The organism is Mesorhizobium sp. M0571 (assembly GCF_040320985.1).
Classification (GTDB): Bacteria; Pseudomonadota; Alphaproteobacteria; order Rhizobiales; family Rhizobiaceae; genus Mesorhizobium.
Window position 1 is genome coordinate 42,688 of the sequence record NZ_JAMYQT010000011.1, and the last position, 25,357, is coordinate 68,044.

Genomic DNA, 25,357 nt, shown 5'->3' on the forward strand with positions numbered 1-25,357 from the left:
AGTTATGCATATGTTTGATCGAGAGGCAATAATTAATTTACAAAATTAAGAAAGCAAATTTGTGAAGCTCAAGGGTGACCCGAGCACGACCCGGGCGATGAACCGCAGACTGATCCTCAATCTCTTGCGGCAGGAGGGTGCGCGCAGCCGGGCCGACATAGCGTCCGTTACCGGCCTCAGTCCGGCGGCCGTTACCTTCGTCGTGGCGGACCTCATCGAGGAAGGCCTGTTGATCGAGGGCAAGACAGTCGTGGGCTCGGCCGGGCGCCGCCCTATCCCGGTGGATATCAACTATGCCAACGGCCTCGCCATAGGCTTCAAGCTGATGGTCGGGTCGGTCGAATGCGTGGTCACCGATCTTGCGACCAATCCGCTGGGCTCCATGCGCGTCAAGCTCTCGGACAGCGATCCAGACCATATCATAAAGACCTTGGCCAAGGCGGTGCCGGAGCTGATTTCGATTGTCGATCGGCCCGGCGCCAAGCTTGCCGGGATCGGCGTTTCAATGCCTGGCGTCATAGACAACCAGAAGGCCGTGTGTGTCCGCAGCAATCGCTACAACTGGGACAACGTCCCCCTTGGCCCGATGCTGGCCGAACGAGTGGACGTCCCCGTGTGGCTTGAGGACGACACCAACGCCTATGCCATTGCCCAGCAACTCTTCGGCCTCGGACGCCAGCACCGCAACATGGCGGTGCTGGCGATCGGCGTCGGGATAGGCTGCGCGCTCGTGTTCGAAGGCAAACTCTATCGCGGCGCGAACGGTGCCGCCGGCAAGTTCGGCCACACCTCCTATGAGGAAAACGGCCGCCTTTGCGAGTGCGGAAAACGCGGCTGCCTGATGGCCTATTACGCCGAGCCGGCGATCCTGCGCACCTGGCGCGAAGCCACCGGGCACGGCGAAGCGGATAGCAAAGCCACCCTTATGGCAGCCTTGGCAAGCCGCGAACCGCGAGCCGTCGCCATTCTCGAAGAAGCCGGACATGGGATCGGCCGGCATCTCGCTAATCTTGTCAACATCACCGACCCGGAGGTCATTGTCGTCGGCGGTGAAGCGGTGTCGTTTGGCGATGCGCTGTTTGGCCCGATGCGGGTGACGCTCGGAAAAAACACCTTTCGCCAAGCGCCGCCAATGCTGCTGGACTGGGAGGACAATTCCTGGGCAAGAGGAGCGGCTGCACTCGTGACGCAGAAGCTCTTTGATTTCGAAACATCGGCCGGCAACGCCGCGCCGCTTTCAAAGCAGGCTCTATGGTCAGCATAGAGCGATGAACTGGGCAGCCCTGCTCCTGCTCGACAATGAACAGCCAAGTGGAATTGGCGCCTCAGGCCGCCCGAACGCTGCGCGCTCCGCGCGCCCAGGCCGGCAGCCAATCGCTATGCGCAACCAGCAAATCATCGACCAGCGACCATATCTGGTCGAGGTCGAGTTCAGCCGCCGTATGCGGGTCCATCATCGCCGCGTGATAGATGTGCTCGCGGTTCTCGGTCATCAGCGCCTGAACCGTCAGTTCCTGCACGTTGATATTGGTGCGGATCAATGCGGTGAGTTGCACCGGCAGGTCGCCGATGAAGGTGGGCTGAATGCCGGAGGCGTCGACGAGGCATGGCACCTCGGCCGCACAATTATACGGCAATGACATAATGCAGCCATTGTTGCGGACGTTGCCGTAGATCACCGAAGGTTCCCCGGTCCAGACCGAGTTCATGATCGAGGAGGCATATTCCTTCGACTGCTCGACCTCGATCTTGTCAGCCGAGCGATAGGCTTCCGCTTGCCCTTTCCAGCGTTCGATCTGCTCGATGCAGCGCTTCGGGTATTCGTCCAGCGGGATACCGAATTTCTCGATCAGATCCTCGCGCCCTTCCTTGATGAAATAGGGCGTGTATTCCGCGAAATGCTCCGAACTCTCGGTGACGAAATAACCGAGGCGCTTCAGCATCTCGTAGCGGACCTTGTTCGGGCAGCGCGGGTTCCATCCCGGCTTCGGCGCCCGCCCTTCGCTGTAGGCGCGCAGCAGATCCGGATAGAGGTTGCGGTAGGAGCCATCCGGCTGGCGATGCTCGAAGCTGAGATAGAAGGCCATGTGGTTGATGCCGGCCGAGCGGTAGCGAATCTCCTCGTAGGGAAGGTCGAGATCATGCGCCAGCTCCATCGCCGTGCCTTGCACCGAATGGCAAAGCCCGACCTGCTTGATGTCTGGGTATTTTTCCGCGATCGCCCAGGTGTTGATCGCCATCGGGTTTACATATTGCAGCATGATCGCCTGCGGGCAGACCGCGAGCATGTCTTCGCAGATGTTCCAGAGATGCGGTACGGTTCTCAAACCCCGCATGATGCCGCCGACGCCGAGCGTATCGGCGATGGTCTGGCGCAGCCCGTATTTCTTCGGGATTTCGAAGTCGGTGACCGTGCAGGGCTCGTAGCCGCCGATCTGGAAGGCGACGACGACAAAATCGGCGCCCGCCAGCGCCTTGCGCTGATCCGAATAGGTTTCGGCCTTTGCCTTTACGCCGAGCGTCGAGATCAGCTTGCCGACGACGATTGCGCTTTCTTCGAGCCTCTGCGGATTGATGTCCATCAGCGCGATCGTCGCGCCGGATAAAGCCGGACGCTGCAATATGTCGCCGACGATGTTCCTCATGAACACGGTCGAGCCAGCTCCGATGAAAGCGACCTTGGGATTTCTTGCCACGACAACCTCCGGAATATGCAATCAGGCTACCTCGAACGCGGCTTTGACCAGCCGTTCGGTGTAAGCGGTTTTGGGATTGGACAGGACTTCGCCGACGGGTCCCTCTTCCACGATCTTGCCGTGCTGCATGACGATGACGCGGTGGCACAGCGCCCGCACGACCTTGAGATCGTGCGAGATGAAGATGTAGCTCAGGCCCCGTTCCCGCTGCAGCTTGCGCAGCAATTCTATGATCTGCGCCTGGACTGAGAGATCCAGCGCCGATGTCGGTTCATCGAGCACGATGAATTCCGGTTCGAGCGCGACAGCGCGGGCAATCGCAATACGCTGGCGCTGGCCGCCGGAAAACTCGTGCGGGAAGCGCGACAGGATATCGCCGGGCATGCCGGCGCTGATCAGTGCCTCGCGCACCCGCTCGATCCGATCGTTCTTCGTGGCGCCGATGCGGTTGACGACCAGCCCTTCCTCGATGATCTGGCCGATCGTCATGCGCGGATTGAGCGACGAAAACGGATCCTGGAAGACGACCTGCATGCGCGACCGCAACGGCCGCATCTGCGCCCGCGAATGGCCATGGATCGGCTGCCCATCGAAATAGATCTCGCCGCTATCCGTGGTGTTGAGCCTGAGCAACGCTTCGCCGAACGTCGTCTTGCCCGATCCGGATTCGCCGACGAGGCCCAGTGTCTCGTGCCGCCGAAGGGTCAGGCTGAGGCTGTCGACGGCGACAAGCTCGCGCAGGTCCGGCTTCATGAACGTGCCATGCCGCAGCATGAAGGAGACGCGGACATCCTTGGCTTCAAGAATGACGTCGGCGCCTTCCGGCAACGGATTTGCCTGGCCGCGCGGTTCGGAGGCAAGCAGATGGCGTGTGTAGGCATGCTGCGGATCGGCGAACAGCCTCTCCGTCACATTGTGCTCGCACATTCTCCCATGCTGCATGACATAGACATAGTCCGAGAACTGCCGCACCACGGTCAGGTCGTGCGTGATCAGGATCACTGCCATCCGCAGTTTCTTCTGCAGGTTGCGGATGAGATTGAGGATCTGCGCCTGAACCGTCACGTCGAGTGCCGTCGTCGGCTCATCGGCGATCAGCACATCCGGATCGTTGGCCAGCGCCATAGCGATCATCACACGCTGGCGCTGACCGCCGGAAAGCTGGTGCGGATACTGCTTCAGCCGCGCCTGCGGCTCAGGAATTTGCACCTGCTGCAGCAGTTCGAGCGCTCTTGCTTCGGCCTGCCTGCGGCTCATCTTGCGATGCACCCGTATTGCCTCGACGATCTGGCTGCCGATCGTGTAGATCGGGTTGAGCGAACTCATCGGCTCCTGGAAGATCATCGAGATGCGGTCGCCGCGCAGTTTGCGCCGGGCACGCTCGGAAAATTTCAGGATGTTCGACCCATTGTATTCGACGGTCGATTTCGGCGACACGACCGCGCGCTTCGACAATAGGCCCATGACGGTGCGCGCCGTCACCGACTTGCCCGATCCGGATTCGCCGACGATGGCGATCGTCTCGCCGCGATAGAGCTGGAAGGAGATGTCCTTGACGGCCTCGACCATGCCGTCCTCGACCTTGAAATCGACGGCGATGTTGCGGGCATCGATGACCGGGTTTTCCGAACGCCCGTCATGGTCGAGCCGGACAGGCGGTGCGAAGGAATTAACGAGCGCGTGTTGCATCATGTCACGTCAATACGGATCGACCGCATCGCGCAGTCCATCGCCAAGCGCGTTGAACGCGAAGACGGTGATAAGCACGAAGCCGACGGGCGAGAGGATCCAGGGATAGGTGCCGATGACCGAATAGGTCGCAGTGTCTTGCAGCATCAGGCCCCAGGAGATTAGCGGCGGTTTCACGGCGAACCCGAGAAAACCGAGGAAGGATTCGAGCAGGACGACACTGGGAATCGCCAATGTGACGGCAACGATCACGTGGCTCATCACGTTCGGAAAAATATGCTGCATGATGATGCGGCCGTCCGTGGCGCCGACCGCCATTGCGGCACGGACGTAGTCGATCCGCGCCAGCGCCAGGGTCTTGCCGCGCACTTCGCGCGACATCTGCGCCCAGCCGAGTGCCGACATGACGACGATCACGAAAGCCAGGAAGACATTGGTTGGTGCCGTCACCGGAACGAGCGAGGTCAGCGCCAGGTAAAGCGGCAATTGCGGAAATGCGAGCACCAGTTCGACGAAGCGCTGGACCCAGACATCGAATGTGCCGCCGAAATAGCCCGACACCATGCCGACGGTCGTGCCGATCACGGTGACGATGAAGACCACGGTCAATGCAATCATCAACGAGATGCGCGAACCATAGATGGCTCGAGCCAGCACATCGCGGCCGAATTTGTCGGTGCCAAGGAAGTGCACGGGCTGGCCGTCGGTCGAGCCGAAGAAGTGCCGGTTCGCGGGAAGCAGGCCAAGCAGTCTGTACTCCGCTCCCTTGACGAAGAAGCCGAGCAGCCGCGGATGGTCGTAGTCCGGCCCGACGACGGGTTGGAAGGTGACCGGGTCGAGGTCTTCCGAATCCGCCAAGGCATAGACGCGTGGCTGGAAGACGAAATTGCCGTCCTTGTCATGGAAGCTCATCATCTGCGGCGGGGCAAAGCCGACATCGGTCACCTTGGGATCCATCGGCGCGAAAAAGTCGGCAAACACGGCCAGCAGCACCAGAAGCGCGACCAGGATGAGCCCGGCCATGCCGGTCCAGGACCGTTTCAGGCGGCGCCAGACGAGCGCGATGTAGCTCTCATTGCCGCGCGCCTTGATCTTGGCCGGTTCCTCGGCAAGCGGCGGCAGCGAGGGCTCGAAAGCAAGCATCTCAGGCCCCTGCATATTGACGCACACGCGGATCGAGCATGACGAGCAGCATGTCGGCGATGATGTTGCCGACGATCAGCGTCGCCGACAGCACCATCATGAAGGTCGCCGTGACATAGACGTCGCCGACCGCCATCGAGCCGACGATCGCCGGGCCAACGGTCGGCAGGGCAAAGATGATCGCCGTCTCGATCTCGCCGGTCAGCATGTAAGGCAGCACCACGCCCTGATACATGACCAGCGGATGCAGCGCATTGGGCACCGCATGGCGCATCACGACCGCACCACCGCTGAGACCTTTGGCGCGAGCGGTTTCGACATATTGCGCGTTCAGCGTGTCGAGCAAATTGCCGCGCATCACGCGCATGTTGTAGGCGAGCCCGCCGAAGGTGGCGATCGCGACAACCGGCCAGACGTGCGTGACGAGATCGAAGAACTTCGCCCAGGACCACGGCGCGCCGCCATATTGCGGCGAAAAGAAGCTGCCGATCTCGGACACGTTGAACTGGAAGACCAGCAGATAGACGATGATCAGCGCCATGAGGAAGCGCGGCACCGTCATTCCGAGGAACGATATCGCCGACAGCGTGCTATCGATCCAGCTGTACTGCCGGGTCGCCGCCCAGATGCCGAAGCCGATGCCCAGCACAGAAGCCAAGAGGTGGCAGACAAGCGCAAGCAGCAATGTGCGCGGCAGCCGCTCGCCCACCACGTCGGCGACGGGCTTGTTGTAATAGAGGCTGTAGCCGAAATCGCCGCGGGTGACGATGCCGGCGATCCAGTTCAGGTATTGCAGCGGAACCGGCTTATCGAGGCCATGCTCCACGCTATAAGCCTTCGCCTGGGCATCGGCCTCGGCAAAGGAGGCTCCGCCCTGGTTGATGAGCTGTGAGCGGATGTAGTCGGCATAGTCGCCCGGCGGTGCCTGGATGATAGCAAAGGTGACCAGGCTCAAAATGGCGAGAACCGGTATTGCGGATGCTATGCGCATAAGCAGAAATCGCAGCATCGGCCGTTTCTCTCCTCGCTCAGGTTTTCAATTATGCCTCACCCCCTGGCTTTGTCCCGGCCACGCCCGCAGCGCGGCCGGGAATTTTCAAGTCAGGGGAGGAAACTCAGTTCGTCGGACCCTTGTCCCCGGGTTTTCCGGGAAGCTGCTCGGGAAAGAGTTCATATTTCTGCTGCTTGTCGGCGGCCACCCAGACCCGCTCGCGGACGATCGAGTCCTCGGCCCAGTTGAACATGAAGATCGGCGTTCCCTGCGGGATGTTGGAGAAGCGTTTGTTGATGATCAGCGCGCCGGGATATTCGGTCAGCCCGACGGTGTAGACGTGTTCCGTCGAGATCTTCTGGAATTGCTTCATCAGGCTGGCGCGCTGGTCATTGTCCTGCGTCGAGACGAACTTGTTGACGATGTCGACAAGGTCCTTCTCGAACGGCATCAGATCGACTTGGCCATTTTCCGGAGCACGGTGATTCCAGCTGGTGCGTGGGCCGACGGGCGCGAGTTGCTCGGTGTTCTGCACGACCGAGGTGAGCTCCTGATCATTGCGCCTGACCATCCAGTCGAAACGGCCGGAATACATAGACGCGTCGCGCTGGATGCCGTTCAAGCCGTTCAGGACAACGCGAAGACCTAGCCTCTCCATCTGGCCGACGACGCCCTCCGCCAGGCTTTTGTCGGTTGTGTAGTCGTTGTTGACGAGCATCACGATCTCGACGTTCTTGCCGCCGGCGGTGCCGGCCGGAAAATTGACGAAGCCGTCGCCGTCGGTGTCCTTCAGACCTGCCTTGGCGAGTTCCGCTTTGGCGCCTTCGAGATCGAAGGGGTAGTATACGGTCGAGTTGCGGTCATAGAAGCTCGTGCCCGAGGAGAAGCCGCCCGGATAGATGGCGGTGAACGGGCCCTTGACCAGCGAGTCGCCGAGCGCCTTGCGGTCGAGCGCCATGGTGACGCCCTTGCGGAAGTCCTCGTTGCGGTTCAGCTCGCGAACCGCCTGCCCGCGCTCGTCGGGATCGCCCCAGCCATTGGCGGAGAAATTCATCCGCAGATTATAGCCGATCAGGCGTGGGCCGAAGGCAAGTCGTGCCGGCGCGTCCGGCTGCGCCGCACGTTTCAGCGAAGCAACGAAGTTTTCGGGCTGCTCCAGGTTGGAGATGTCAGCCGACCCTGCCACCGCCTGAACGTCGCGGTCGGCCCAGGTCGACAGCTTGTAGTGCAATTCGTTGAGATAAGGCAGCTGATTGCCCTTCTCGTCGACCTTCCAGTAGTAGGGATTGCGGCGCATGACGATGATGTCGTCCGGACGGTAGTCGACCGGCACCCAGGCGCCCATCACCGGCAGATTCATATACTCCGGCGGGAAGGCATTCTTGAACTGCTCGTAGGTGTTCTTCGAATATTTCGGATGTTGCGGCTTGAGGATATGCGAGGGGCCGGGGCAGAACGTGCCGTAAGCCATGGCGTAGAGGTATTGCTTCGGAAAGGCGTCCTTGAACGTCCACTCGACAGTGTAGTCATCGACCTTCTTCAGCGTCGTGCCGACGCCGAAGGTTTCCTGGGTCGCGCCGTTGAGAGGCGAAACGTTCGGATCCATGACCTCGTCGTCCCAGTAGAACATGACGTCATCGGCGTTGAACGGAACACCGTCAGACCATTTGGCGCCCTCGACCAGATGCATCGTCAGCGTGTGTCCGTCCTTCGACCAGTCCCAGCTCCTGGCGAGGTTCGGCAACGGCTCCGTGTCCTTGGCCTCGACCTGGAAAAGCGGCGCGGTGCGCGTCAGGCACTCGGAAAGGCCGATGTCGATGCCGCCCCAGCCTTGCGTCTGGCCCGCGCCGTAGTTCCAGCCCTCCGGTCGGCCGCCGATGACATGGCGCATCGTATCGCCGTAGACGCCGACGCCGTCCGGCATGTTGCCCGTCTTGAAGACCAGCGGCTCCTTCGGCAGCCGGTCCTTGACCGGCGGCAGCTTGCCTGCCTTGACGTATTTGTCGGTGACCCAATCGGGTTCGTGGTATTCTGGAAGTGCCTTGAACTCCAGGATGGAGTCGCGCGCGACGTATTTGATCTTTCCCTCGGCGGGAAATTGCGCGGGCACGGGCGGCACGGTCGGCTCGGATGCATATGCGCTCAGCGCCGAGGCCGAGACGCTAAGCGCCAGCCCGGCGAGAATGCCAATATCTCGAAAATTCCTCATCGTCTCTCCTCCCTGTTGTTCAGAAGCGCGTTGACGCCGCTCCGTTTCTCCTCGAACGATATGCAGACGGTGCGGCGCTGAATCCTCCGAAAATTGGCCGCCATCCGCTTGATGAAATTCAGACGGCCTGCTTGAGAGCCGCTTTTTCGGCACGCAACTCCTCGATCGAACGGACGTCGCGTCGTGCCGCACCGGCCCATTCGCGGGTCTTGACCCTGGATTTCGAAAGCCGCTCCTTCGCAGCCGGCACCGCGCCGGCATATTGCGGCAGCCAGCGGGCCTGGGCGACAACCATCTCGTCCACCATCTGCCAAACCTCTTCCGGCGTCGAAACGGCGCCGACCAGCGGGTCGTGCAGGACGGCGAGCTTCAGCAGGTCGATATCGCCGGAGATCGCAGCGTGGACCGACATGCGCTGGACGTTGATCGAGGAAATGCATGTGGCGGCGCAGGCCTCCGGCAGCGCGATGCCGGCGGCCATGTTGATGCCGAAGCGGTCGACGAAGCCGGGCGACTCGATGATCGCATCCTGCGGCAGGTTGGTGATGATGCCATTGTTCTTGACGTTGAAATGGCCGCGATAAACGCGATTCGTCTCCAGCGCCTCGAGAATGTGGCTGGCGTGCTCGTTGGAGCGCTTCGCGGGGTCGATCGGCCTCGCGGCGGATTCCAGAAATTGCGGGAACTCGGTTTCGAACCAGTTGCGCGTTTCGGTCGAATAACGAAGGTAGCCGCCGGTCTCGCCGTGGATCCAGTCGGACATGTCGATCCAGCGGGTGATTTCGTCCGGCCGCTTGCGGTACCAGGGCAGGTATTCGGAAAGATGGCCGTTGCTTTCGGTCGAATAGACGCCGAAGCGCTTCAGGACGTCGATGCGCAGCTTTTCCTGCTGCGAATAGACCGGATGCGCCTCGAAGGCGGCTACCAGCTCGTCGTTGCCGATCTTGCGGCCGTTGAGACGCAGGTCGATGAACCAGGTCTGGTGATTGATGCCGGAGCAGATGTAGTCGAGCTCGGTGCGCGACTTGGCGCCGAGCACCTCGGCGATCTGGTCGGCGCCGTGCTGGACACCGTGGCAGAGGCCGACAGTATCGACCTTGCCGTATTCGATCGCCGCCCAGGTGTTCATGGCCATCGGGTTGGCGTAGTTCAGGAATTTCGCGCCGGGCTCGGCGACTTCGAGGATATCCTTGCAGAAATCGAGGATTACCGGGATATTGCGCTGGCCGTAAAGAATGCCGCCGGCGCAGATTGTGTCGCCGACACACTGGTCGATGCCATATTTCAACGGAATGCGTATGTCGTCGGCATAGGCTTCGAGACCGCCGACGCGAACGCAGCTGATGACGTAGCGGGCACCCTCGAGGGCAGCACGACGGTCGGTCGTTGCCGTAACCTTGGTCGGCAGCCTGTTGAATTCGACGACCCTGTCGAGGATCGACTTGATCATCTGGAGGTTGTGCTCGCTGAGATCGGTCAGCGCGAATTCGACATCCCTGAATTCAGGAACGCATAGAATGTCTGTGAACAGCTTCTTGGTGAACCCGACGCTTCCCGCACCGATGATAGCGATCTTGAAACTCATCAGTCTCACCTCGACCTGATCGAATGTAAGGGCAAAGGCGGTGAAAAGAGGCCTGGCCCACCTGCCCTGGCATGCAGGCTGGAATCCGGCACTTCCTCCCGTCCGCTCTTTGACCGCAGTTTCTTTTGCTTTTCTCAGGGGATTATGCGCCTAATTCAGCAAGGGACCAGAGAAGGATTATGCTTTCAGGGGTAATTTTGTGCTGCGGAACTTGATCGACACCGGGCCGGCGGGCAGGACGGTATCGCTGCCGCGCGGCCGCCAGCGCCTGCACACCATGCCGACAAGCACCGGCTATGAAGTGCGCGAAAACGAGGTCTACGACTGGGATGGGCGCAAGCGCGGCCAGACGCCGTTTACGGTACTCCAGCATACGATCAGCGGTACCGGCCAATTGCGCTATGAGAACCGCAACTACCGCCTGCAAAAGGGCGATACGTTGCTGGTTCTCGTGCCGCACAACCATCGTTACTGGCTGGCCAAGGGGGACCGCTGGGAATATTTCTGGATATCAATGAACGGCGAGGAGGCGCTGCGCATCCACAAGTCGATCCTTGCCGCCGTCGGTCCGGTGCTACGGCTGCAGCCATCGACGATCGATCATCTCGCCGATTGCAGCGTGCGCCTGATCACGGGAGCGGTCTCGCCTGGAGCCGCCTCGGCCGTCGCCTATGAAGCAGCCATGGCGCTCTACGACGATGTCTTCGGCTCGCATGCCGTCACCGACGAAAAGAGCGCCATGCAACCGGTCATCGACCACGTCAAGGCCAATCTCGACAGGCCGCTCCGTGTTGCCGATCTGGCCGAAATCAGCGGGCTGAGCCGTGCGCATTTCTCGCGCTGCTTCGCCGAGAGTGAGGGTCTTCCACCTGCCGAATTCGTGCTGCAGCAGCGACTGCAGCGCGCGGCGAAGTTGCTGACGAAAGCCGATTTCCTGCCGGTGAAGGAGGTCGCCATCATGTGCGGCTTTGAGGATGCCAATTATTTTTCGAAGGTCTTCCGCCGCCTCTACGGCATCAACCCGACGCAATTCCGCACCAACGGAATGTACGCCAGCATGGGACCGCCCCGATAGCTTTGGCGCCGCGCTTGGCGTCGGGTGCGGGAACGCTTTTGCTTCCCCTTGGTTTAAGACAGGAGTGCCTGTTCGCCGCCGCTGGCAACGCCATGATCGGCGCTCGCCGCGGAGATCAAGCCGTAACTCTCGGGTAAGAACAGACTTCAGGGAGTGATCGATGAACAATCCCGATCCGAACGACCCGAATCCGCTGCCGGACAATCCCAATCCGGAGCCAGCTCGGCCGCCCACCCCGCCGGAGACTCCGCCGGGTGAACCTCCAGGCGTACCGCCGCCTTCGCCTGATCCTGTTCCGTCGCCGGACCAGGAGCCGATTGGGATTCCTCCCGGCACCCCGTCCGAAATTCCTTCGGAACCGACCTTTCCCGGGCCGACCCCCGGAAGGGCGGTCGGGGTGGAGGATGGCAGGGTGATCTCGGCGAAGCGCTCGAAACGGGTCTTGCCATGGAACGTTTTGCGCTGGCGCTCATTCACCCTTCCATCATGCAATTCGGCGGCGGACCCTGCAACCAAAGGAGGTTAAAGTGAAAGTTGGCAACTGCATGACAAAGGACGTCGAGATCGCCAATCCGCAGCAAACCCTGCGCGATGCGGCAGAAATGATGGCGCGCCTCGATGCCGGCGCGATGCCGGTGGGCGAGAACGACCGGCTCGTCGGCATGATAACCGATCGCGACATCGCAATCCGCGGCGTCGCCCAAGGCAAGACACCTGACGCCAAGGTGCGGGAAGTGATGAGTACCGAGGTCAGGTATTGCTTCGATGACGAAGACGCGGAGGATGTTCTGCGCCACATGGCTGACCTGAAAGTGCGCCGGTTGCCGGTGCTTAATCGCGACAAGCGCCTGGTCGGCATCGTTTCGCTGGGCGACCTCGCCACTAACAGCGAGACGGCGACAGCAGGTGAAGCGCTAAGCGGCATATCGCAACCCGGCGGCGAGCATTCGCAAACGATACACTGACGGCGCACCATCGGCCGAACCGGGCGGCATCTTCCGGCCTATGGCCCGTGACCGAGCTGCCGCCCCGGAAGACCGGATGGACACCGGCCTGCCGGCGAAACTGTTCAGAGGCTGAACTGGACGGCAAACCGACGAGGAGCAAGTCATGATTACCATGAAGGCAGTCCGTATCCACGATTTTGGTGGGCCGGAGGTTCTTTCGCTGGACGACGTTCCGTTGCCTCAGCCGCGCGACGATGAGGTCACGCTCAAGGTCTGCGCGGCAAGCGTCAATCCAGTCGACTACAAGGTTCGCGAAGGCTCGTCAGGCGCAGATCTGCCCGTCACGCTCGGCCGCGACGTATCCGGCGTGGTGGAACTGTGCGGCACGCGGGCCTATACGCTGAAGAAGGGCGATCCGCTTTATGCCATGCTCGGCCACGACCGCGGCGGCAACGCCGAATATGTCGTCGTCAAGGCGACGGAGGCGGCGGCGAAGCCGCAACGTCTAAGCCACGTCGAAGCCGCTGCCGTGCCGCTTGCGGGCCTTGCCGCGTGGCAGGGCCTTTTCGTCCACGGCGGCCTCAAATCCGGGCAGCGGATCCTCATCCATGGCGGCGCCGGCGGCGTCGGCCATCTGGCGGTGCAGTTTGCAAAGGCTGCGGGTGCCTTCGTCGCGACGACGGTGTCCGCGCAAGATTTCGATTTCGTCCGCGCGCTTGGCGCCGACCAGGCGGTCGACTACAAGAACCAGCGTTTCGAGGAGGTCGTCGAAGACGTCGACCTGGTCTTCGACCTGATAGCGGGCGAAACGCAGGACCGCTCCTGGGACGTGCTCAAGCCCGGTGGGACGCTCGTCTCAACCCTTTCTGAACCGTCGGCGGAAAAGGCCCGCCTGCATCGGGCCAGCGGCGTTTCCTATATGACCAAGCCGAACGCAGCGCAGCTTGCCGAGATCAGCCGCCTCATCGACGCCGGGAAGGTCAGGCCATTCGTGCAGGCAATCTATCCTCTCGAGGAAGTCGCCAAGGCCGAGGAACGGCTTGAGAGGCAGCATACGCGCGGCAAGATCGTGCTTCAGGTAGCCGCCTGAGCAGAGAAGTTGGCTTTGTCGAGCTTTGGCACCTCGCCGAAGAACCGGCTGCAGGCAAATTTGCGGAGTGCTCGGACCCGGTCCGTTTCCTGCTGCTCAGCTGCCCGGCGGCCGAGAGTTTGACACAGGACGGCGCGCCGGGCCTGGCCGGCTTAGGCAGGCGCCGGCCGAAGCAGCATGAGCTGGGTTTGCCGGGATACGCAAATCAAACAAATCAAGGAGATGCAACGGAGTGTGAGGCACGTCGCGATACCGCCGCACGGGCCGCCGTCGTGGAATCCCGAAGCGAAGGGCACAATTTGCCGACAGCGGGCTCGGTTTGTACCGGCCCGTGAGCCACAAAAACCGCTTCAAACCGGTGGATGCCGGCGTTAGGTTCGAACCATGTCTAAATCCGCCAATCCGATCTCCATTGCCCGTCGCGATCAGATGTTTCCCGCGCTGGCTGAGGCCGACCTGGACCGCATGGGCCGTTTCGGCGAAGCCGTATCCTATGCTGCAGGCGAACAGATCGTCAAAGCCGGCGAGCTGGCACCCGGCCTGATCGTGGTCCTGTCCGGCAAGGTGGACATTATCCAGGGCGGCAGCTTCGGCCGGCGCGAAACGATCGTCACGCATGGTGCGGGCAATTTCGTCGGCGAGTTGGCGCAGCTGTCAGCCCGGCCCTCGCTGGTGGATGTGCAGGCGGTCGAGCCGGTCGAGGCGCTCGTCATCCCCTCGCAAAGGCTGCGCGACCTGATGGTGCAGGAGGCAAACCTCGGCGAGCGCATCATGCGGGCGCTGATCCTGCGCCGTGTCGGCCTGCTCGAGAGTGGCACAGCCGGACCGATCATTATCGGACCGGTCGACAGCGGCGACGTATTGCGGCTGCAAGGTTTTCTGGCCCGCAGCGGTCAGCCGCACCGGGTTCTCGATTCCGCTACCGATCCCTGCGCCAGGACCCTGATCGAACGCTTCCATGTCGATATCCACCATTTGCCGATCGTGCTCTGTCCGAACGGCAAGCTGCTGCTCAATCCCGGAGAGAACGAGCTTGCCCGCTGCATCGGGCTGGTACGGCCCATCGACGCCGACAAGCTGTACGACGTGGCCATTGTCGGCGCCGGACCGGCCGGCCTCGCAGCTGCCGTCTATGCGGCTTCCGAAGGGCTGTCGACGATCGTGCTCGATTGCCGTGCCTTTGGCGGACAGGCGGGTGCCTCCTCGCGCATCGAGAACTATCTCGGTTTCCCCACCGGCATTTCGGGGATGGCGCTGATGGCGCGCGCTTACAATCAGGCGCAGAAATTCGGCGTCGAGATGGTGATACCGGACGAGGCGAAGCTGCTGGGCAGTGCAAGCGACACGTCCGGCGCCCATTACACGCTCGCCGTCGGCGACGGGGAGACCGTGCGGGCGCGGTCGGTGGTGATAGCCAGCGGAGCGCGCTATCGCCGCCTCGATATGGCCAACCTTGCGCAATTCGAGGGAACGTCCGTGCATTATTGGGCTTCGCCGATCGAAGCGCGGCTTTGCGCCGGGCAAGAGGTAGCCTTGGTCGGCGCCGGCAATTCGGCTGGGCAGGCCGCTGTCTATCTGGCGGCGCATGTGAGGAAGGTATGGCTACTGGCGCGCGGCGGGAGCCTCGATGCGAGCATGTCGCGTTATCTAGTGGAGCGCGTCAGGGCACAGCCGAACATCGAGGTGCTGGCTGAGACGCAAATCACGGGGCTGGACGGCGACGACGGCAATCTTGGCAATGTGCGCTGGCGCAACCGCGACACGGAGACAACACGTCCGGTCCGCCACCTCTTCCTGTTCATCGGCGCCGATCCGAACACCAACTGGCTGGCGCAATGCGGCTTGGCGTTGGACGCGAAGGGCTTCGTTCGCACCGGGCCGGAAATTGGCCAGGAACGTGGTGCGCTGGAGACGAACCGCAGCGGCGTGTTCGCCATCGGCGACGTGCGCTCCGGCTCGATCAAGCGCGTCGCCGCTGCCGTCGGCGAAGGCGCCCAGGTGGTTGCGGCGCTGCATGCATATCTCGCGCAAAACGGCAGTCTCGCCGTGGCACCTCAACTGGTCAGGAGCGTATGATGGCAGAGGAATGCAAGCATGCCGGAGACATTCGCGACGTCACACCGAGCGCGCTCGGCTGCGAGGAATGCCTGAAGAGCGGTACGCAGTGGGTGCATTTGCGGCTTTGCCGCACATGCGGTCATGTCGGCTGCTGCGACGACTCGCCCAACCGTCATGCCACCAAGCATTTTCGGGCAACCGGCCATCCTGTCATCGAAGGCTACGATCCGCCGGAAGGCTGGGGATGGTGCTACATCGACGAGATCTTCCTCGACCTTGGCGACCGCACCACGCCGCAGAACGGTCCGATACCGCGCTTTCTTTGAGCCTGGCGCGGCCGGGGTCAGTTGCGCAGGCCGGTCCGTAGGTACCAGCCTTTTCGGCGGACGCGACTCGGTACGGGGAACTCTGCTGGCGGTGATGATCCTGGGCACAATAACGGCCTGACCTTGCTCAACGTATCGAGCTTCTGGCAGGACGTAACCAAGGGTGCGGTGCTGCTGCTCGCCGTTGGCCTTGACCAACTGCGCATTCGTTCGCAACGCTGAAACCGACCAAGCCTTCGTTCAAGGAGCGTTACCATGCCCGAGCGCATCGCCTTCCGCATGAACCTCAATCCCGGTCAGGCAGCCGAATACAAGAAGCGGCACGACGAGATCTGGCCGGAGCTCACACAGGCGCTGCGCGATGCTGGCGTATCCGACTATTCGATCTGGCTCGACGAGGAAACAAACCATCTGTTCGGCACGCTTGTTCGCACCGAAGATCACACCATGGATCGGCTGCCGCAGACTGAAGTCAACCGGCGCTGGTGGGATTTCATGGCCGATCTGATGGAGTACGACGCCAACAACGAGCCCGTTGTGGTGCCGCTGCGTAATGTCTTCCACATGGACTAGCCGGCTTGCCGCTCCAAGAACCGAATAAGTCCGCTAATCCAGGGCTGCTTCGGCTTGAGCGGGCGTACCGTGACCCTCAGGCGGTGCCAATGAGCGCTCGCGCATATGCCTGACCGTCTGACGGATACGATCGGCAAGAGATGCAATCGCGCCCTGTGCCGTGCGCGTCCCGATGACGGAGTCCAGGGTAACCGCCTGCGTTGAGAATTTGTGTTTGAACGACTCTGCGCCACAGAGGAAATCGACCATGCTCAAGCCGTGATCGATCGACCACTGTACGTAATCCATCAACAGGATCACACCCGGCGACGCCCGGCTGAAATCCGGATCGAAGGTGGTCACGAAAGCCATCATCACGCCGCGCTGGACGAAGTTGATCGACACCGCGACCATCACGCCATTGCATTCCAGGATGAAGATATGCAGCACGCCGGCGCGCGCCAGCGCATCGACGAGCGCGGCGAGTACCGGCACGCCCTCCTCGAAGAGATCGGACTCACGCATGCGCTCCGTCAGCCATTTGCGCTTCAGGGTCGCGAGGCGCTCCAGTACCGGTTGCAGCGGCTCGTCGGGCGCAAGCAGGCGAAATTTCACCTCTCCGGTTTCTTCCAGCGTTTTGATGCCGCGCCGATAGTTCTGGCGCGTCTTTTTCGACTGGTCCGCAAACCATACCGCTCCGCTTTCCCATTGTCCGGCAACGCGATAGCTGACTTCCGTTCGGTGAAAGGGACGAAGCCTGATGCCGCTGGAAGCTCCCGGCGTGAAAATTTTGCGGGCCGCCGCATCCGGCGAAAGACGACTGATCAAGGCAAGATCGAAGCCACCGGCATCGCAAAGTTGGGTCCATAGCTCCTGCAACGCCGACAACGAGCATTCCGGGGCAACGAGAATGTCCCCATAGTCGGTATAGCTGCCGGCCGCCCATTCGAGAAACCGCAGCCCCCTGCGTCTACCGATCGCCAGCGGAACGACGGCAACGAGTTTCTCGCCCTTCCAGATCAGGCCGATCCGCAACGCGCGCTGGTCACGGCGTTGTACGGTATTCCACCACGCCGAAATCCAGGCATGGCTTTGAAAGATGAGCCCATCGGTGCGATGCCAAAGCTCCGTCCAAGCGGCTTCGACCGTGGCCAGGCGATCCGCCGAACGGACGATTTCCAGGCGCTCCGCGCCCACAGCGTCGATGGAAACAACGGTGTTCATGAAGGGGAACTGTCCTGTGGCTGGGCGACCCCATTGGGCCGCCTGTGAAACAGTCGCATGACATGCCTTGCCATTTTCTTGAGCGGCATGATGTAGAGCCCAAACAGCGATTGATAATCGCGTACATCGCGGTCTATCAGACCAAATTTCAGGTCTTCATCCAGCTCCGGGACAAATTGCGTTCCGAACAGACGATCCCAGAACGAAAAAAGCAGGCCGAAATTCTTGTCATAGTGACGAGGGTCGATGCTGTGATGCACCTGGTGCCAGTGCGGACACAGGATGATGTTGTTCAACGGGCCGAACGAGATCTTGAGATGTGTGTGGCGGACAAAGTCCATCATCAGGATGTTGCGGATGACGTAGACGTTGATGCCGAAGATAGCGACCTCTACCGGATCGAGTGCGATCAGGCTCCAGATGCCGAAGCAGATGCCCGGGATGACGCCGTCCCACATACGGTTCATCAGATCGTCCAGCGGATGAACCCGGTCCTTGGTGATCCCGACCATCACCTCGGCCGAATGATGCACCTTGTGCAATTCCCACAAGAACGGGAAGCGGTGCTGGGCGACGTGGTAGAGGTAGTATGAAATATCGTAAGCGACCAGCATGGTTGCGGTGAAGATGACAATCGTCACCGGTCCGGCCGGGCCGCCGAGAAGCGGCGCGTGGATATTAAAGATCCAGCCGATTGCCTCGCGTGTGCCATAGCCGACCGCGACAACGAAGGTGACGCCGGCAGGAATGAGCAGGAAAGGCATTATCGCCCGTTTCGTGATCCAGAACAGGGCGTCGGCTCGCGCCGACGGGTGCAGGATGACTTCCGGCGGGAAGGCAAAGTCGAAAAAGTCCCTGAGCGATTTCTGTTCGGCAGTTCGCCAGTAGGCGATCACAGCGCTGCCCAGTGCGGTGAGGAAAAGCAGGCCGAGCGTGGTCAGATTGACGTTCGAAAGCTTTTCCACAATCGCTCTGACAAATTCGGAAAACATCGTTGCAGCGGCTCCTGAGTCGGAAGAAGGCAGTCCGGGGTCGTAAGAAGGCAATCGGCGAATTGCAAAGCATGAAATTCTCGCCAAACCCGCTGCGTCGCCTGCAACCAGTGGCTGTTGCGGGCGCAGCAGGCAAAGCAGGCTGGATGGCGCGAGACTAGCAGATCAACGGTAACGAAACCGCTAAATGTCCAAACGTAATTAATGTCGAATGCGGCCGGAACTCGCTCGGCAACTCTACGTTGGCGCCGGTCTTTGCCGTTGCGGCGGGTGAATTGGGTCAAGATGGATATCGATTCCGGCCTCGCCCACTTGACCATGCCAGGCGAGGCGTTCGGCTTGCTGCCTGGTGCCAAAACGCAGTGAAACCCAACCGCCCTGCCCCGGCATGTCACCGCCGGCGCGGATGTCGAGCGCAGCATCAGGAAAGCGGATGGCCAACAGCGGCTCGTCGCCGCGCAACACCGTAACCGTGTTTTCGTGCCGGTCGGCATGGAGGCCGGCCGCCAGTTGGAAGACGATCTCGGACTCTCGCCTGTCGCCGAGCAGTTGGTCGGTGATGAGGATGCCATCGGCCTGGTGCGCCAAAGTGCGCTGATGCACAACGCCGAAGCGGCTTTTATAGCCGTCATGCCGGGCGCTCAGCCTCCAGTGCGTTCCCGGCTCGCTCTCCACCAGCGCCGCGACGGCCTTGTGCGACCAGTTGAAATTCCCAGCGATAGTGCTTTGGCTCTTACCCTCGACATTCAGCGTGTTGTGCGCCGGCGTGGAGCGGAACCAGTCACGCCAGACGCCTCCCGAACCGTAGAGCCAGGTGCCAGGATCGACCAGCACCGGCTCGCCGTCGATGCACAGGGTGAGCGACAGCGCGTCGGCATGGCCGTGCGCCGCTATCGAGAGATAGCCGAGCGGTCCATGGTCGAACGTCAGTTCGACGCTGCGGCCATTCATTGCTCCGCGCCAGACGGAGAGCCCGCCTTGCGCGAATGTCTGCAAGCCATGCACCGCTGGCGCCGGGCCCGACGGCGCACCAAAGAAAAGCGAGCGAAAATCGTCAGGTTCCGGCGCATTGCCCGGCATTCCCAGCAAGCCATGGATGGCGGCCGCGACGGACCGGATGTAGTCCGGCTCGTCCCCCAGCTTCAGCGCGCGGCCCTCATCGTCGTCGCCGAAGCGGGCAGCTTTCTTAGGCAGCCAGCCCACGAAATTCGCGAAGGCCCCCAGACGCGCTTCGACAGCCGAGGGAAACGGCGTTCCTGCCTGGCGTGCCGCGGCGGCGCACAGCAAGATGAGTTCGGCGGTGAAGGCTGCATAGGTCGGCGTTTGCTCGGCACCGGCGCCATCGGCAAGTATCTGCTTGTGTGCCTCATTCAGGAGGGCGCTACGGGCAATTTCGGATTCGGCCCCAAGCGCCAGGCCAACCAGATATTCGCCGGCCAATTCTGCGACGAGATGGTTGTTGGCGGAGGAATATCGCGATGGAAACCGCGGCAGCCAATAGGCGCTTGCCGCGAGTATTTCACCAGCTTTCCGCAGTGTCGCCGGGTCAAGCCGGTCGCCGACGAGGTCCAGGGTGACGATCAGGCTGATGGCTCGCAGCGCTACTTCGATGCCGGAAGCCCAGCCAATGCCTCGGAACGGCGGATTCGCGGAATGCCAACTGCCGATCGCCGCCTCGATGGAAATCCGGGACCGATTGTCCTCGCTGAGGAGCAGGTGCGCGGCCAGTACCGGCAATTGCTGCAGCCGGTTGATCTCCCAGACATATTTTATATCGCCAAGGTCGCCGCCATGGCGAAAATCGATGTCGAAAGTATGAGCCTCGGGGCCAGGCCAAAGCCTGCCGGTCACTGGATCGAGACGCCAAAGCTCGGCAGGAAACAAAAGATCGGGCTCGCGCTTTGGCCATGTCCGCCCGAGTGCCGAAAACCGGCCCAGAAGCGTCTCTTGCGCGGCCGCCGCTATGGCTTCACGTTGAGCGTCGGTCGCGGCCAGCGCAGCATCGCGAAATCCAGGCAGCACCGGATGCAACTGCGGCGATGGATAGCGCTCCCACCCGTCATCGCGACGGCGCGATGCGATCCTTCGACGTTGCTCGCCCAGCCGGTGCAACACCTCGGCCGGTCCCATGCTGCGCAATCGGTTGATGTACCAGCCGATTCTCATGCAGGCTCCGTCCGGGTTTCGGTCCTTGTATACCATGCCGCCGAAAAGCTGCGCGCCGGCAATCTTTTTTCCCGTTCGTTGCGGTTAATATCTCCGGCGACCATGCGGAGAGAGCGATGAGAAAAGCGATGTGTGTTGTTGCCTGGGTGCTCGCCTTGGTTATGGCGGCCGAGGCAGCGCCGATCTCTCTCAAGCGCGGCGTTGGCGTGCATGAGTGGCTGAACTGGTCGCCGGTGGAGAAAGACGGAACCTACGTTTGGCCGCCCTATCGCAGCGAGCAGGAATGGCTTGCGGGAAGCAGGCCGCTCACCGATTGGCCGGCCGGGGAGGTGTTTGCCCACATCCGATCGATGGGCCTCGACTTCGTCCGGCTGAGCGTCGATCCCGGTCCTCTGCTTGCCAGCGAGGGCGCCAAGCGGCAGCAGGCGCTGGACATACTTGCCGCCGCCGTCGAGCGGATCACGTCGACCGGCCTCAAGGTGGTTTTCGATCTGCATGGCGTCACCCAGGTTCCGGCCTACAGCATGGAGATTATCTATGGCGGCGCCGATAGCGACGGCGTTGCCCGCTATCGTGAAATGGTTGTGGCGGTCGCCGCCATGCTGGTCAAGATCGGCACCGACAAGGTCGTCCTCGAACCTTACAACGAGCCGGCATACTATCCTTGCGATGCGAGCGGCAGCGATGACTGGCAGCGCATCATGGCAGGCACGATCCGCGACATTCGAGCGGTCAGCAACGACCTCACCATCGTTGCAACCGGCGCCTGTGGCGGCAGCATTGCCGGACTGGTCAATCTCGGCCCCGGCTTCGATGATCCAAAAATTTATTACAGCTTCCATATGTACGAGCCGCACAGTTTCACCCACCAGCGGCCCGATGACCCAAACAGCTTTGCTTCGGGACTTCCCTGGCCGGCTGACAGCAGTACACCCGAAGTGGTGACCGAAACCCTTAAGGCGCGGATGGAAGCTGCCGGCTTGAGCAGGGTCGAGCAGGTGATGAACATGGCCACCGCGCGCGATGCAATCGCGAGTTATTTCGAGCAGAACTGGGGCCAGAGCCAACTCGAGGCGAGCTTTCGTCAGGCCGTCGACTGGGCTGAAGGCCATGGCATTCCAAGCCGGCGGCTCTTCATGGGCGAATTCGGCGTTATCCTCATGTCCGCGGACGGCCGCATCGGCGCCTTCGAGGCCGACCGTTCGCGCTATCTCAAGGCGGTGCGCCGAGAGGCCGAACGCTTCGCGATCCCATGGTCTGTCTGGGAGTTCTCCAATCGCTATGGGATGAGCCTCATCCGGGCCGATGGCCCCGGCGTACCCGACCCGGAGATGCTGCAGGCATTGGGCCTGCCATAATTGCCGTCACTCCTCTTCGCCGGTGAGCAGCCGGCGGCAACGTCAACCCCTGACCGCCAGGCTTGATCGAGAACGGCCCGTGGCAGCTTTCCTCGCGGTTGGGTTGTGTTGGCCACGAAGTGTTTAATACATTTAGCGTAATGGAGCGAGGAATACGCGCGCTCAGGGGGAACAATGTGTGGAATTGCCGGATGGATCGGGCGAAGGGCCGAGAATCCACAAGAGCGGGCCGCCAGAATGTCAAACGCATTGCGGCACCGCGGTCCCGATGCCGAAGGCACCGAGATATTGGACTTGAATACCGGCGAGGAACAATTGGCATTGGTCCATCGCCGCCTGGCGATTATTGACTTAGCGCCCGAGTCAAATCAGCCGATGCATATTGAGGACGGTCGTCTCAGAATAATTTTCAACGGCGAGATATATAACTATATCGAGCTGCGCCAGGAACTGATCGGTCTTGGCCATCATTTTCGAACACGCTCCGATACCGAGGTGCTGCTCAGAGCTTACGATCAGTGGCACTTGTCGGTGTTCGACCGGCTGAGCGGCATGTTCGCCTTTGCACTCTGGGATGCTCAGAGGCAGGAATTGATCCTCGGCCGGGATCCCTTCGGCAAAAAGCCCCTTTACCTCATGCAAAGCGAAAAATTGCTGTCCTTTGCCTCAGAGATCAACGCGTTGTTGTCATCGCAGCCAAATGCGCAGCAACTCGATCTGGACGCTGTGCACGACTACCTGCGCTGGCGTTACGTGCCTGGACCGCGCACGCTTTTTAAACAGATCCGCAAACTCAACCCCGGAAGCTATGCCGTTTGGTCGCAAGGGACTGTGAGGGAAACGCGCTATTATACGCCTCCGGATCAAACGGACCTGACCGAGGACATCGACGACGAAACCGCCAAGCGACGATTTCTGGAACTGCTCGACCATTCCGTCGAGATCAGAATGCGCAGCGATGCACCTTTCGGCGCCTTTCTCTCCGGAGGCCTCGACTCGTCAGCAATCGTCGCCCTGATGACCAAGCACAGCGACAAACCCATTCGTACATTTTCGGTCGGTTTCAGCGAACCGGCCTATAGTGAACTTCCATTCGCCCGACGCGTCGCCGATCATTTCAAGACTGATCATTGCGAACTGGTCATTGAAGCGGACGACCTGATTGACCACCTGCCGAAGTTGATTCGCCATCTGGGGGCGCCTGTTTCACAAAGTTCGGACATTCCAATTTACCTGATGTCGGAGCGAGCCTCGCAGGACGTCAAGATGGTGCTCACAGGGGAAGGGGCAGACGAGGTTCTCGGCGGGTATCCCAAACATCGCGCAGAGTCACTGGCTGGAATCTACCGGTCCCTCGTTCCAGCCTTGCTCCACAACAACCTCTTCGCCCCTTTGATACGCGCCATGCCTGGCGCGTCGGCCAAGTTCGATACATTTGCCCGAAGCGCGGGTGAAAGGGACTTTGCCACCCGGATGATCTCCTGGTTTGGTGCCATGACAGCGCGGGAACACGGTCGCCTCATCGGTGCGCCGGCCAATTGCCGCAATGAACGTAACAACTTCCCGTTTTCCTCAAACGCGACGGCGTCCCATCTTCGCCGCGCGCTGTTTTTCGATCAGACATCGTGGTTGCCTGACAATCTCCTGGAACGAGGCGACCGGATGATGATGGCCGGTTCAATCGAAGGAAGAATGCCGTTCCTCGATCGCGATCTGGTTGCGTTCGTCAGCAAATTGCCCGATCGCTACAAGGTGGGTTGGCGTAAGGGTAAGCTGATCTTGCGCAAGAGCATGGCCAACATGCTTCCTGAGGAAATTCTCAACCGCCGCAAGATCGGGTTCAAGGTGCCGATCGCCGAATGGTTTCGGGGGTCGATGAGGAACTACGTGCATGACCATCTTTGCTCGCCTCACTCCGTCATTCGCAGCTATTTGAGCCCGAAACAGCTTGATCAAATCGTCTCGGAACACACCACGCGTGCCGCAGACCACGAAAAGCTGATATGGGCGCTGTTGAATTTGGAGATATTCCACCGCGAATTCAGGCTTGAAGCGCCGCCGCCATCATCGGCGTCAGCGCTTGACCGGTTGATGGCTTGACGCGGCCGACCTCCAGACATCGCAGATTGCGCCGACAAACGGGGCGAGCTCAAGCCGTTCCCGATGCACGGCTATGGCACCAGCACCAAGCCTTGCCCTCAATGCCGGGTCCTCCACGAGGCGGCTCAGTGCCTCGGTCAATGCGGTAACCTCGCCTGGCGGCACCAGCAGCCCGGATTGCCCGTCGGTGATGATGTCTTCGACCGCACCCACCGGGGTTGCCACCACCGCCAGACCGGCTGCCATGCCTTCGATCACCGACATCGGCAGGTTTTCGGCGAAGGAGGGAAGAACCAGAATATCGGCCGAAGAGATCAGCGATGCGACATCGTCAGGTCCCACCCAACCGGGAAGGGCGATCCGGTCTGCAATCCCCAGCACGGCCGATTTTGCCCCTGCCGCCGCCACTTCGCCATCGCCGGCAATCGTAGCGCGCCAGTTATTGATAGCGTTCATGCGGTGCAGCGCGTCCAACAATTGCGGTACGCCCTTGCGGTCGCCGATACGACCCAGGAACAGGATATGCACATGGTCGCCGCCGCCGATATGCGCCAGCGACGGGACTTCGGTCGCATTGGGCACAATCACGATATTGCCGGCAGCGCCCGGCGCCCGGCTGGCGACGAAATCGCGCCAAAGCCTGCCCAAAACGATCACCCGATCTGCATGCTCGAACAGAGCTTTGATACGGCGGCTTATGAACCCGCGATCGTCTTTCCAGAATGTCTGATACTGCGCCCCGTGCAAATGCAGGACATAGGGTATCGACAGCAGCCGTGCGCAGGCGGCGATCACCATCTTGCGGTAGGTGCTGCCGGAAACTGAGATGTTGATATGAATGACATCGGCGCGTCCAGCCAGACGCGCTTTAAGCATCCGTAAGCAAAAGCCGAGCATATAGAAGATCGAAAGTCCGACATGCCCCGGGCCACGACTGGCAAGGAAGCGCACATCGATGTCGGTGATTTCTTGCCGTTCGAACTCCTGCTTCAGCGCCCCCATGATGCGGTCGATGCCGCCCTGCCCCGAAACGCCCGACGGCGTCGCGACCAGGACATGTATTTTTCGATCGGATATGAGGCGCTGCAACATGATGGTACTCTAAATAACACAGACCGGGTAACTGCAAAGCAAACGTTCGCGATAAGGTTTACGG

Annotated in this window: 19 protein-coding genes; 9 read left to right on the plus strand and 10 right to left on the minus strand. The window is 61.2% G+C overall.

Annotation, left to right across the window (positions count from 1 at the left end):
- Positions 1-61: 61 nt before the first annotated feature.
- The gene (locus tag NKI85_RS15110) at positions 62-1,264 is read left to right on the plus strand and encodes an ROK family transcriptional regulator (RefSeq protein ID WP_352524896.1); all 1,203 of its coding nucleotides are present in this window, start codon (positions 62-64) and stop codon (positions 1,262-1,264) included.
- A 61-nt stretch (positions 1,265-1,325) separates the two neighbouring features.
- Here NKI85_RS15110 and NKI85_RS15115 read toward each other — a convergent pair whose 3' ends face one another.
- From NKI85_RS15115 to NKI85_RS15140, 6 genes are all read right to left on the minus strand, one after another.
- Complete coding sequence (locus tag NKI85_RS15115) at positions 1,326-2,696, minus strand: alpha-glucosidase/alpha-galactosidase (protein ID WP_352524895.1); 1,371 nt, start codon at positions 2,694-2,696, stop codon at positions 1,326-1,328.
- A gap of 21 nt (positions 2,697-2,717) precedes the next feature.
- Positions 2,718-4,385: an ABC transporter ATP-binding protein gene (locus NKI85_RS15120; RefSeq protein ID WP_352524971.1), complete on the minus strand. Its 1,668-nt coding sequence runs from the start codon at positions 4,383-4,385 to the stop codon at positions 2,718-2,720.
- Between the two features lie 9 nt (positions 4,386-4,394).
- Positions 4,395-5,528, minus strand: coding sequence for an ABC transporter permease (locus NKI85_RS15125; protein WP_352776915.1), 1,134 nt, complete (start codon positions 5,526-5,528; stop codon positions 4,395-4,397).
- 1 nt (position 5,529) lies between these two features.
- Complete coding sequence (locus NKI85_RS15130; protein ID WP_352524893.1) at positions 5,530-6,537, minus strand: ABC transporter permease; 1,008 nt, start codon at positions 6,535-6,537, stop codon at positions 5,530-5,532.
- Between the two features lie 106 nt (positions 6,538-6,643).
- Complete coding sequence (locus NKI85_RS15135; protein WP_352776916.1) at positions 6,644-8,728, minus strand: ABC transporter substrate-binding protein; 2,085 nt, start codon at positions 8,726-8,728, stop codon at positions 6,644-6,646.
- A 118-nt stretch (positions 8,729-8,846) separates the two neighbouring features.
- Positions 8,847-10,313, minus strand: coding sequence for an alpha-glucosidase/alpha-galactosidase (locus NKI85_RS15140; protein WP_352524891.1), 1,467 nt, complete (start codon positions 10,311-10,313; stop codon positions 8,847-8,849).
- Between the two features lie 277 nt (positions 10,314-10,590).
- Here NKI85_RS15140 and NKI85_RS15145 point away from each other — a divergent pair, with 277 nt between their 5' ends.
- The 6 genes from NKI85_RS15145 to rhaM all read left to right on the plus strand — a co-directional run bounded on the left by NKI85_RS15145 (position 10,591) and on the right by rhaM (position 16,382).
- Entirely contained in the window at positions 10,591-11,388 is a 798-nt protein-coding gene (locus NKI85_RS15145; protein WP_352524969.1) for an AraC family transcriptional regulator, read from the plus strand.
- Between the two features lie 527 nt (positions 11,389-11,915).
- On the plus strand, positions 11,916-12,353 hold the full coding sequence (locus tag NKI85_RS15150; protein WP_352524889.1) for a CBS domain-containing protein: 438 nt from the start codon (positions 11,916-11,918) through the stop codon (positions 12,351-12,353).
- A 145-nt stretch (positions 12,354-12,498) separates the two neighbouring features.
- Positions 12,499-13,425, plus strand: a complete 927-nt coding sequence (locus NKI85_RS15155) for an NADP-dependent oxidoreductase (RefSeq protein ID WP_352524888.1) — start codon at positions 12,499-12,501, stop codon at positions 13,423-13,425.
- 384 nt (positions 13,426-13,809) lie between these two features.
- A complete protein-coding gene (locus NKI85_RS15160; protein ID WP_352524887.1) occupies positions 13,810-15,501 on the plus strand; it encodes an FAD-dependent oxidoreductase in 1,692 nt (563 codons plus the stop codon).
- Positions 15,498-15,809 (plus strand): UBP-type zinc finger domain-containing protein, encoded by a 312-nt coding sequence (locus NKI85_RS15165; RefSeq protein WP_352524886.1) that lies wholly within the window; start codon positions 15,498-15,500, stop codon positions 15,807-15,809. The genes NKI85_RS15160 and NKI85_RS15165 overlap by 4 nt, the downstream gene beginning before the upstream one ends.
- Before the next feature lie 255 nt (positions 15,810-16,064).
- Positions 16,065-16,382 carry an L-rhamnose mutarotase gene (gene rhaM, locus NKI85_RS15170; protein WP_352524885.1) on the plus strand — a complete coding sequence of 106 codons (318 nt, stop codon included), beginning with the start codon at positions 16,065-16,067 and terminating at the stop codon, positions 16,380-16,382.
- Between the two features lie 33 nt (positions 16,383-16,415).
- Here rhaM and NKI85_RS15175 read toward each other — a convergent pair whose 3' ends face one another.
- The 3 genes from NKI85_RS15175 to NKI85_RS15185 all read right to left on the minus strand — a co-directional run bounded on the left by NKI85_RS15175 (position 16,416) and on the right by NKI85_RS15185 (position 20,743).
- On the minus strand, positions 16,416-17,585 hold the full coding sequence (locus NKI85_RS15175; RefSeq protein ID WP_352776917.1) for a GNAT family N-acetyltransferase: 1,170 nt from the start codon (positions 17,583-17,585) through the stop codon (positions 16,416-16,418).
- On the minus strand, positions 17,582-18,577 hold the full coding sequence (locus tag NKI85_RS15180) for a sterol desaturase family protein (protein WP_352524883.1): 996 nt from the start codon (positions 18,575-18,577) through the stop codon (positions 17,582-17,584). The genes NKI85_RS15175 and NKI85_RS15180 overlap by 4 nt, the downstream gene beginning before the upstream one ends.
- A 237-nt stretch (positions 18,578-18,814) precedes the next feature.
- Positions 18,815-20,743, minus strand: coding sequence for a heparinase II/III family protein (locus NKI85_RS15185; protein ID WP_352776918.1), 1,929 nt, complete (start codon positions 20,741-20,743; stop codon positions 18,815-18,817).
- A gap of 116 nt (positions 20,744-20,859) precedes the next feature.
- On the opposite strand from NKI85_RS15185, the gene NKI85_RS15190 reads away from it, so the two are divergent.
- Positions 20,860-22,101, plus strand: a complete 1,242-nt coding sequence (locus NKI85_RS15190) for a glycoside hydrolase family 5 protein (protein ID WP_352524881.1) — start codon at positions 20,860-20,862, stop codon at positions 22,099-22,101.
- Between the two features lie 174 nt (positions 22,102-22,275).
- Complete coding sequence (gene asnB, locus NKI85_RS15195; protein WP_352776919.1) at positions 22,276-24,201, plus strand: asparagine synthase (glutamine-hydrolyzing); 1,926 nt, start codon at positions 22,276-22,278, stop codon at positions 24,199-24,201.
- On the opposite strand, the gene NKI85_RS15200 is transcribed toward asnB, so the two are convergent.
- The gene (locus NKI85_RS15200) at positions 24,175-25,293 is read right to left on the minus strand and encodes a glycosyltransferase family 4 protein (RefSeq protein ID WP_352524879.1); all 1,119 of its coding nucleotides are present in this window, start codon (positions 25,291-25,293) and stop codon (positions 24,175-24,177) included. The genes asnB and NKI85_RS15200 overlap by 27 nt on opposite strands.
- Between the last annotated feature and the right edge of the window lie 64 nt (positions 25,294-25,357).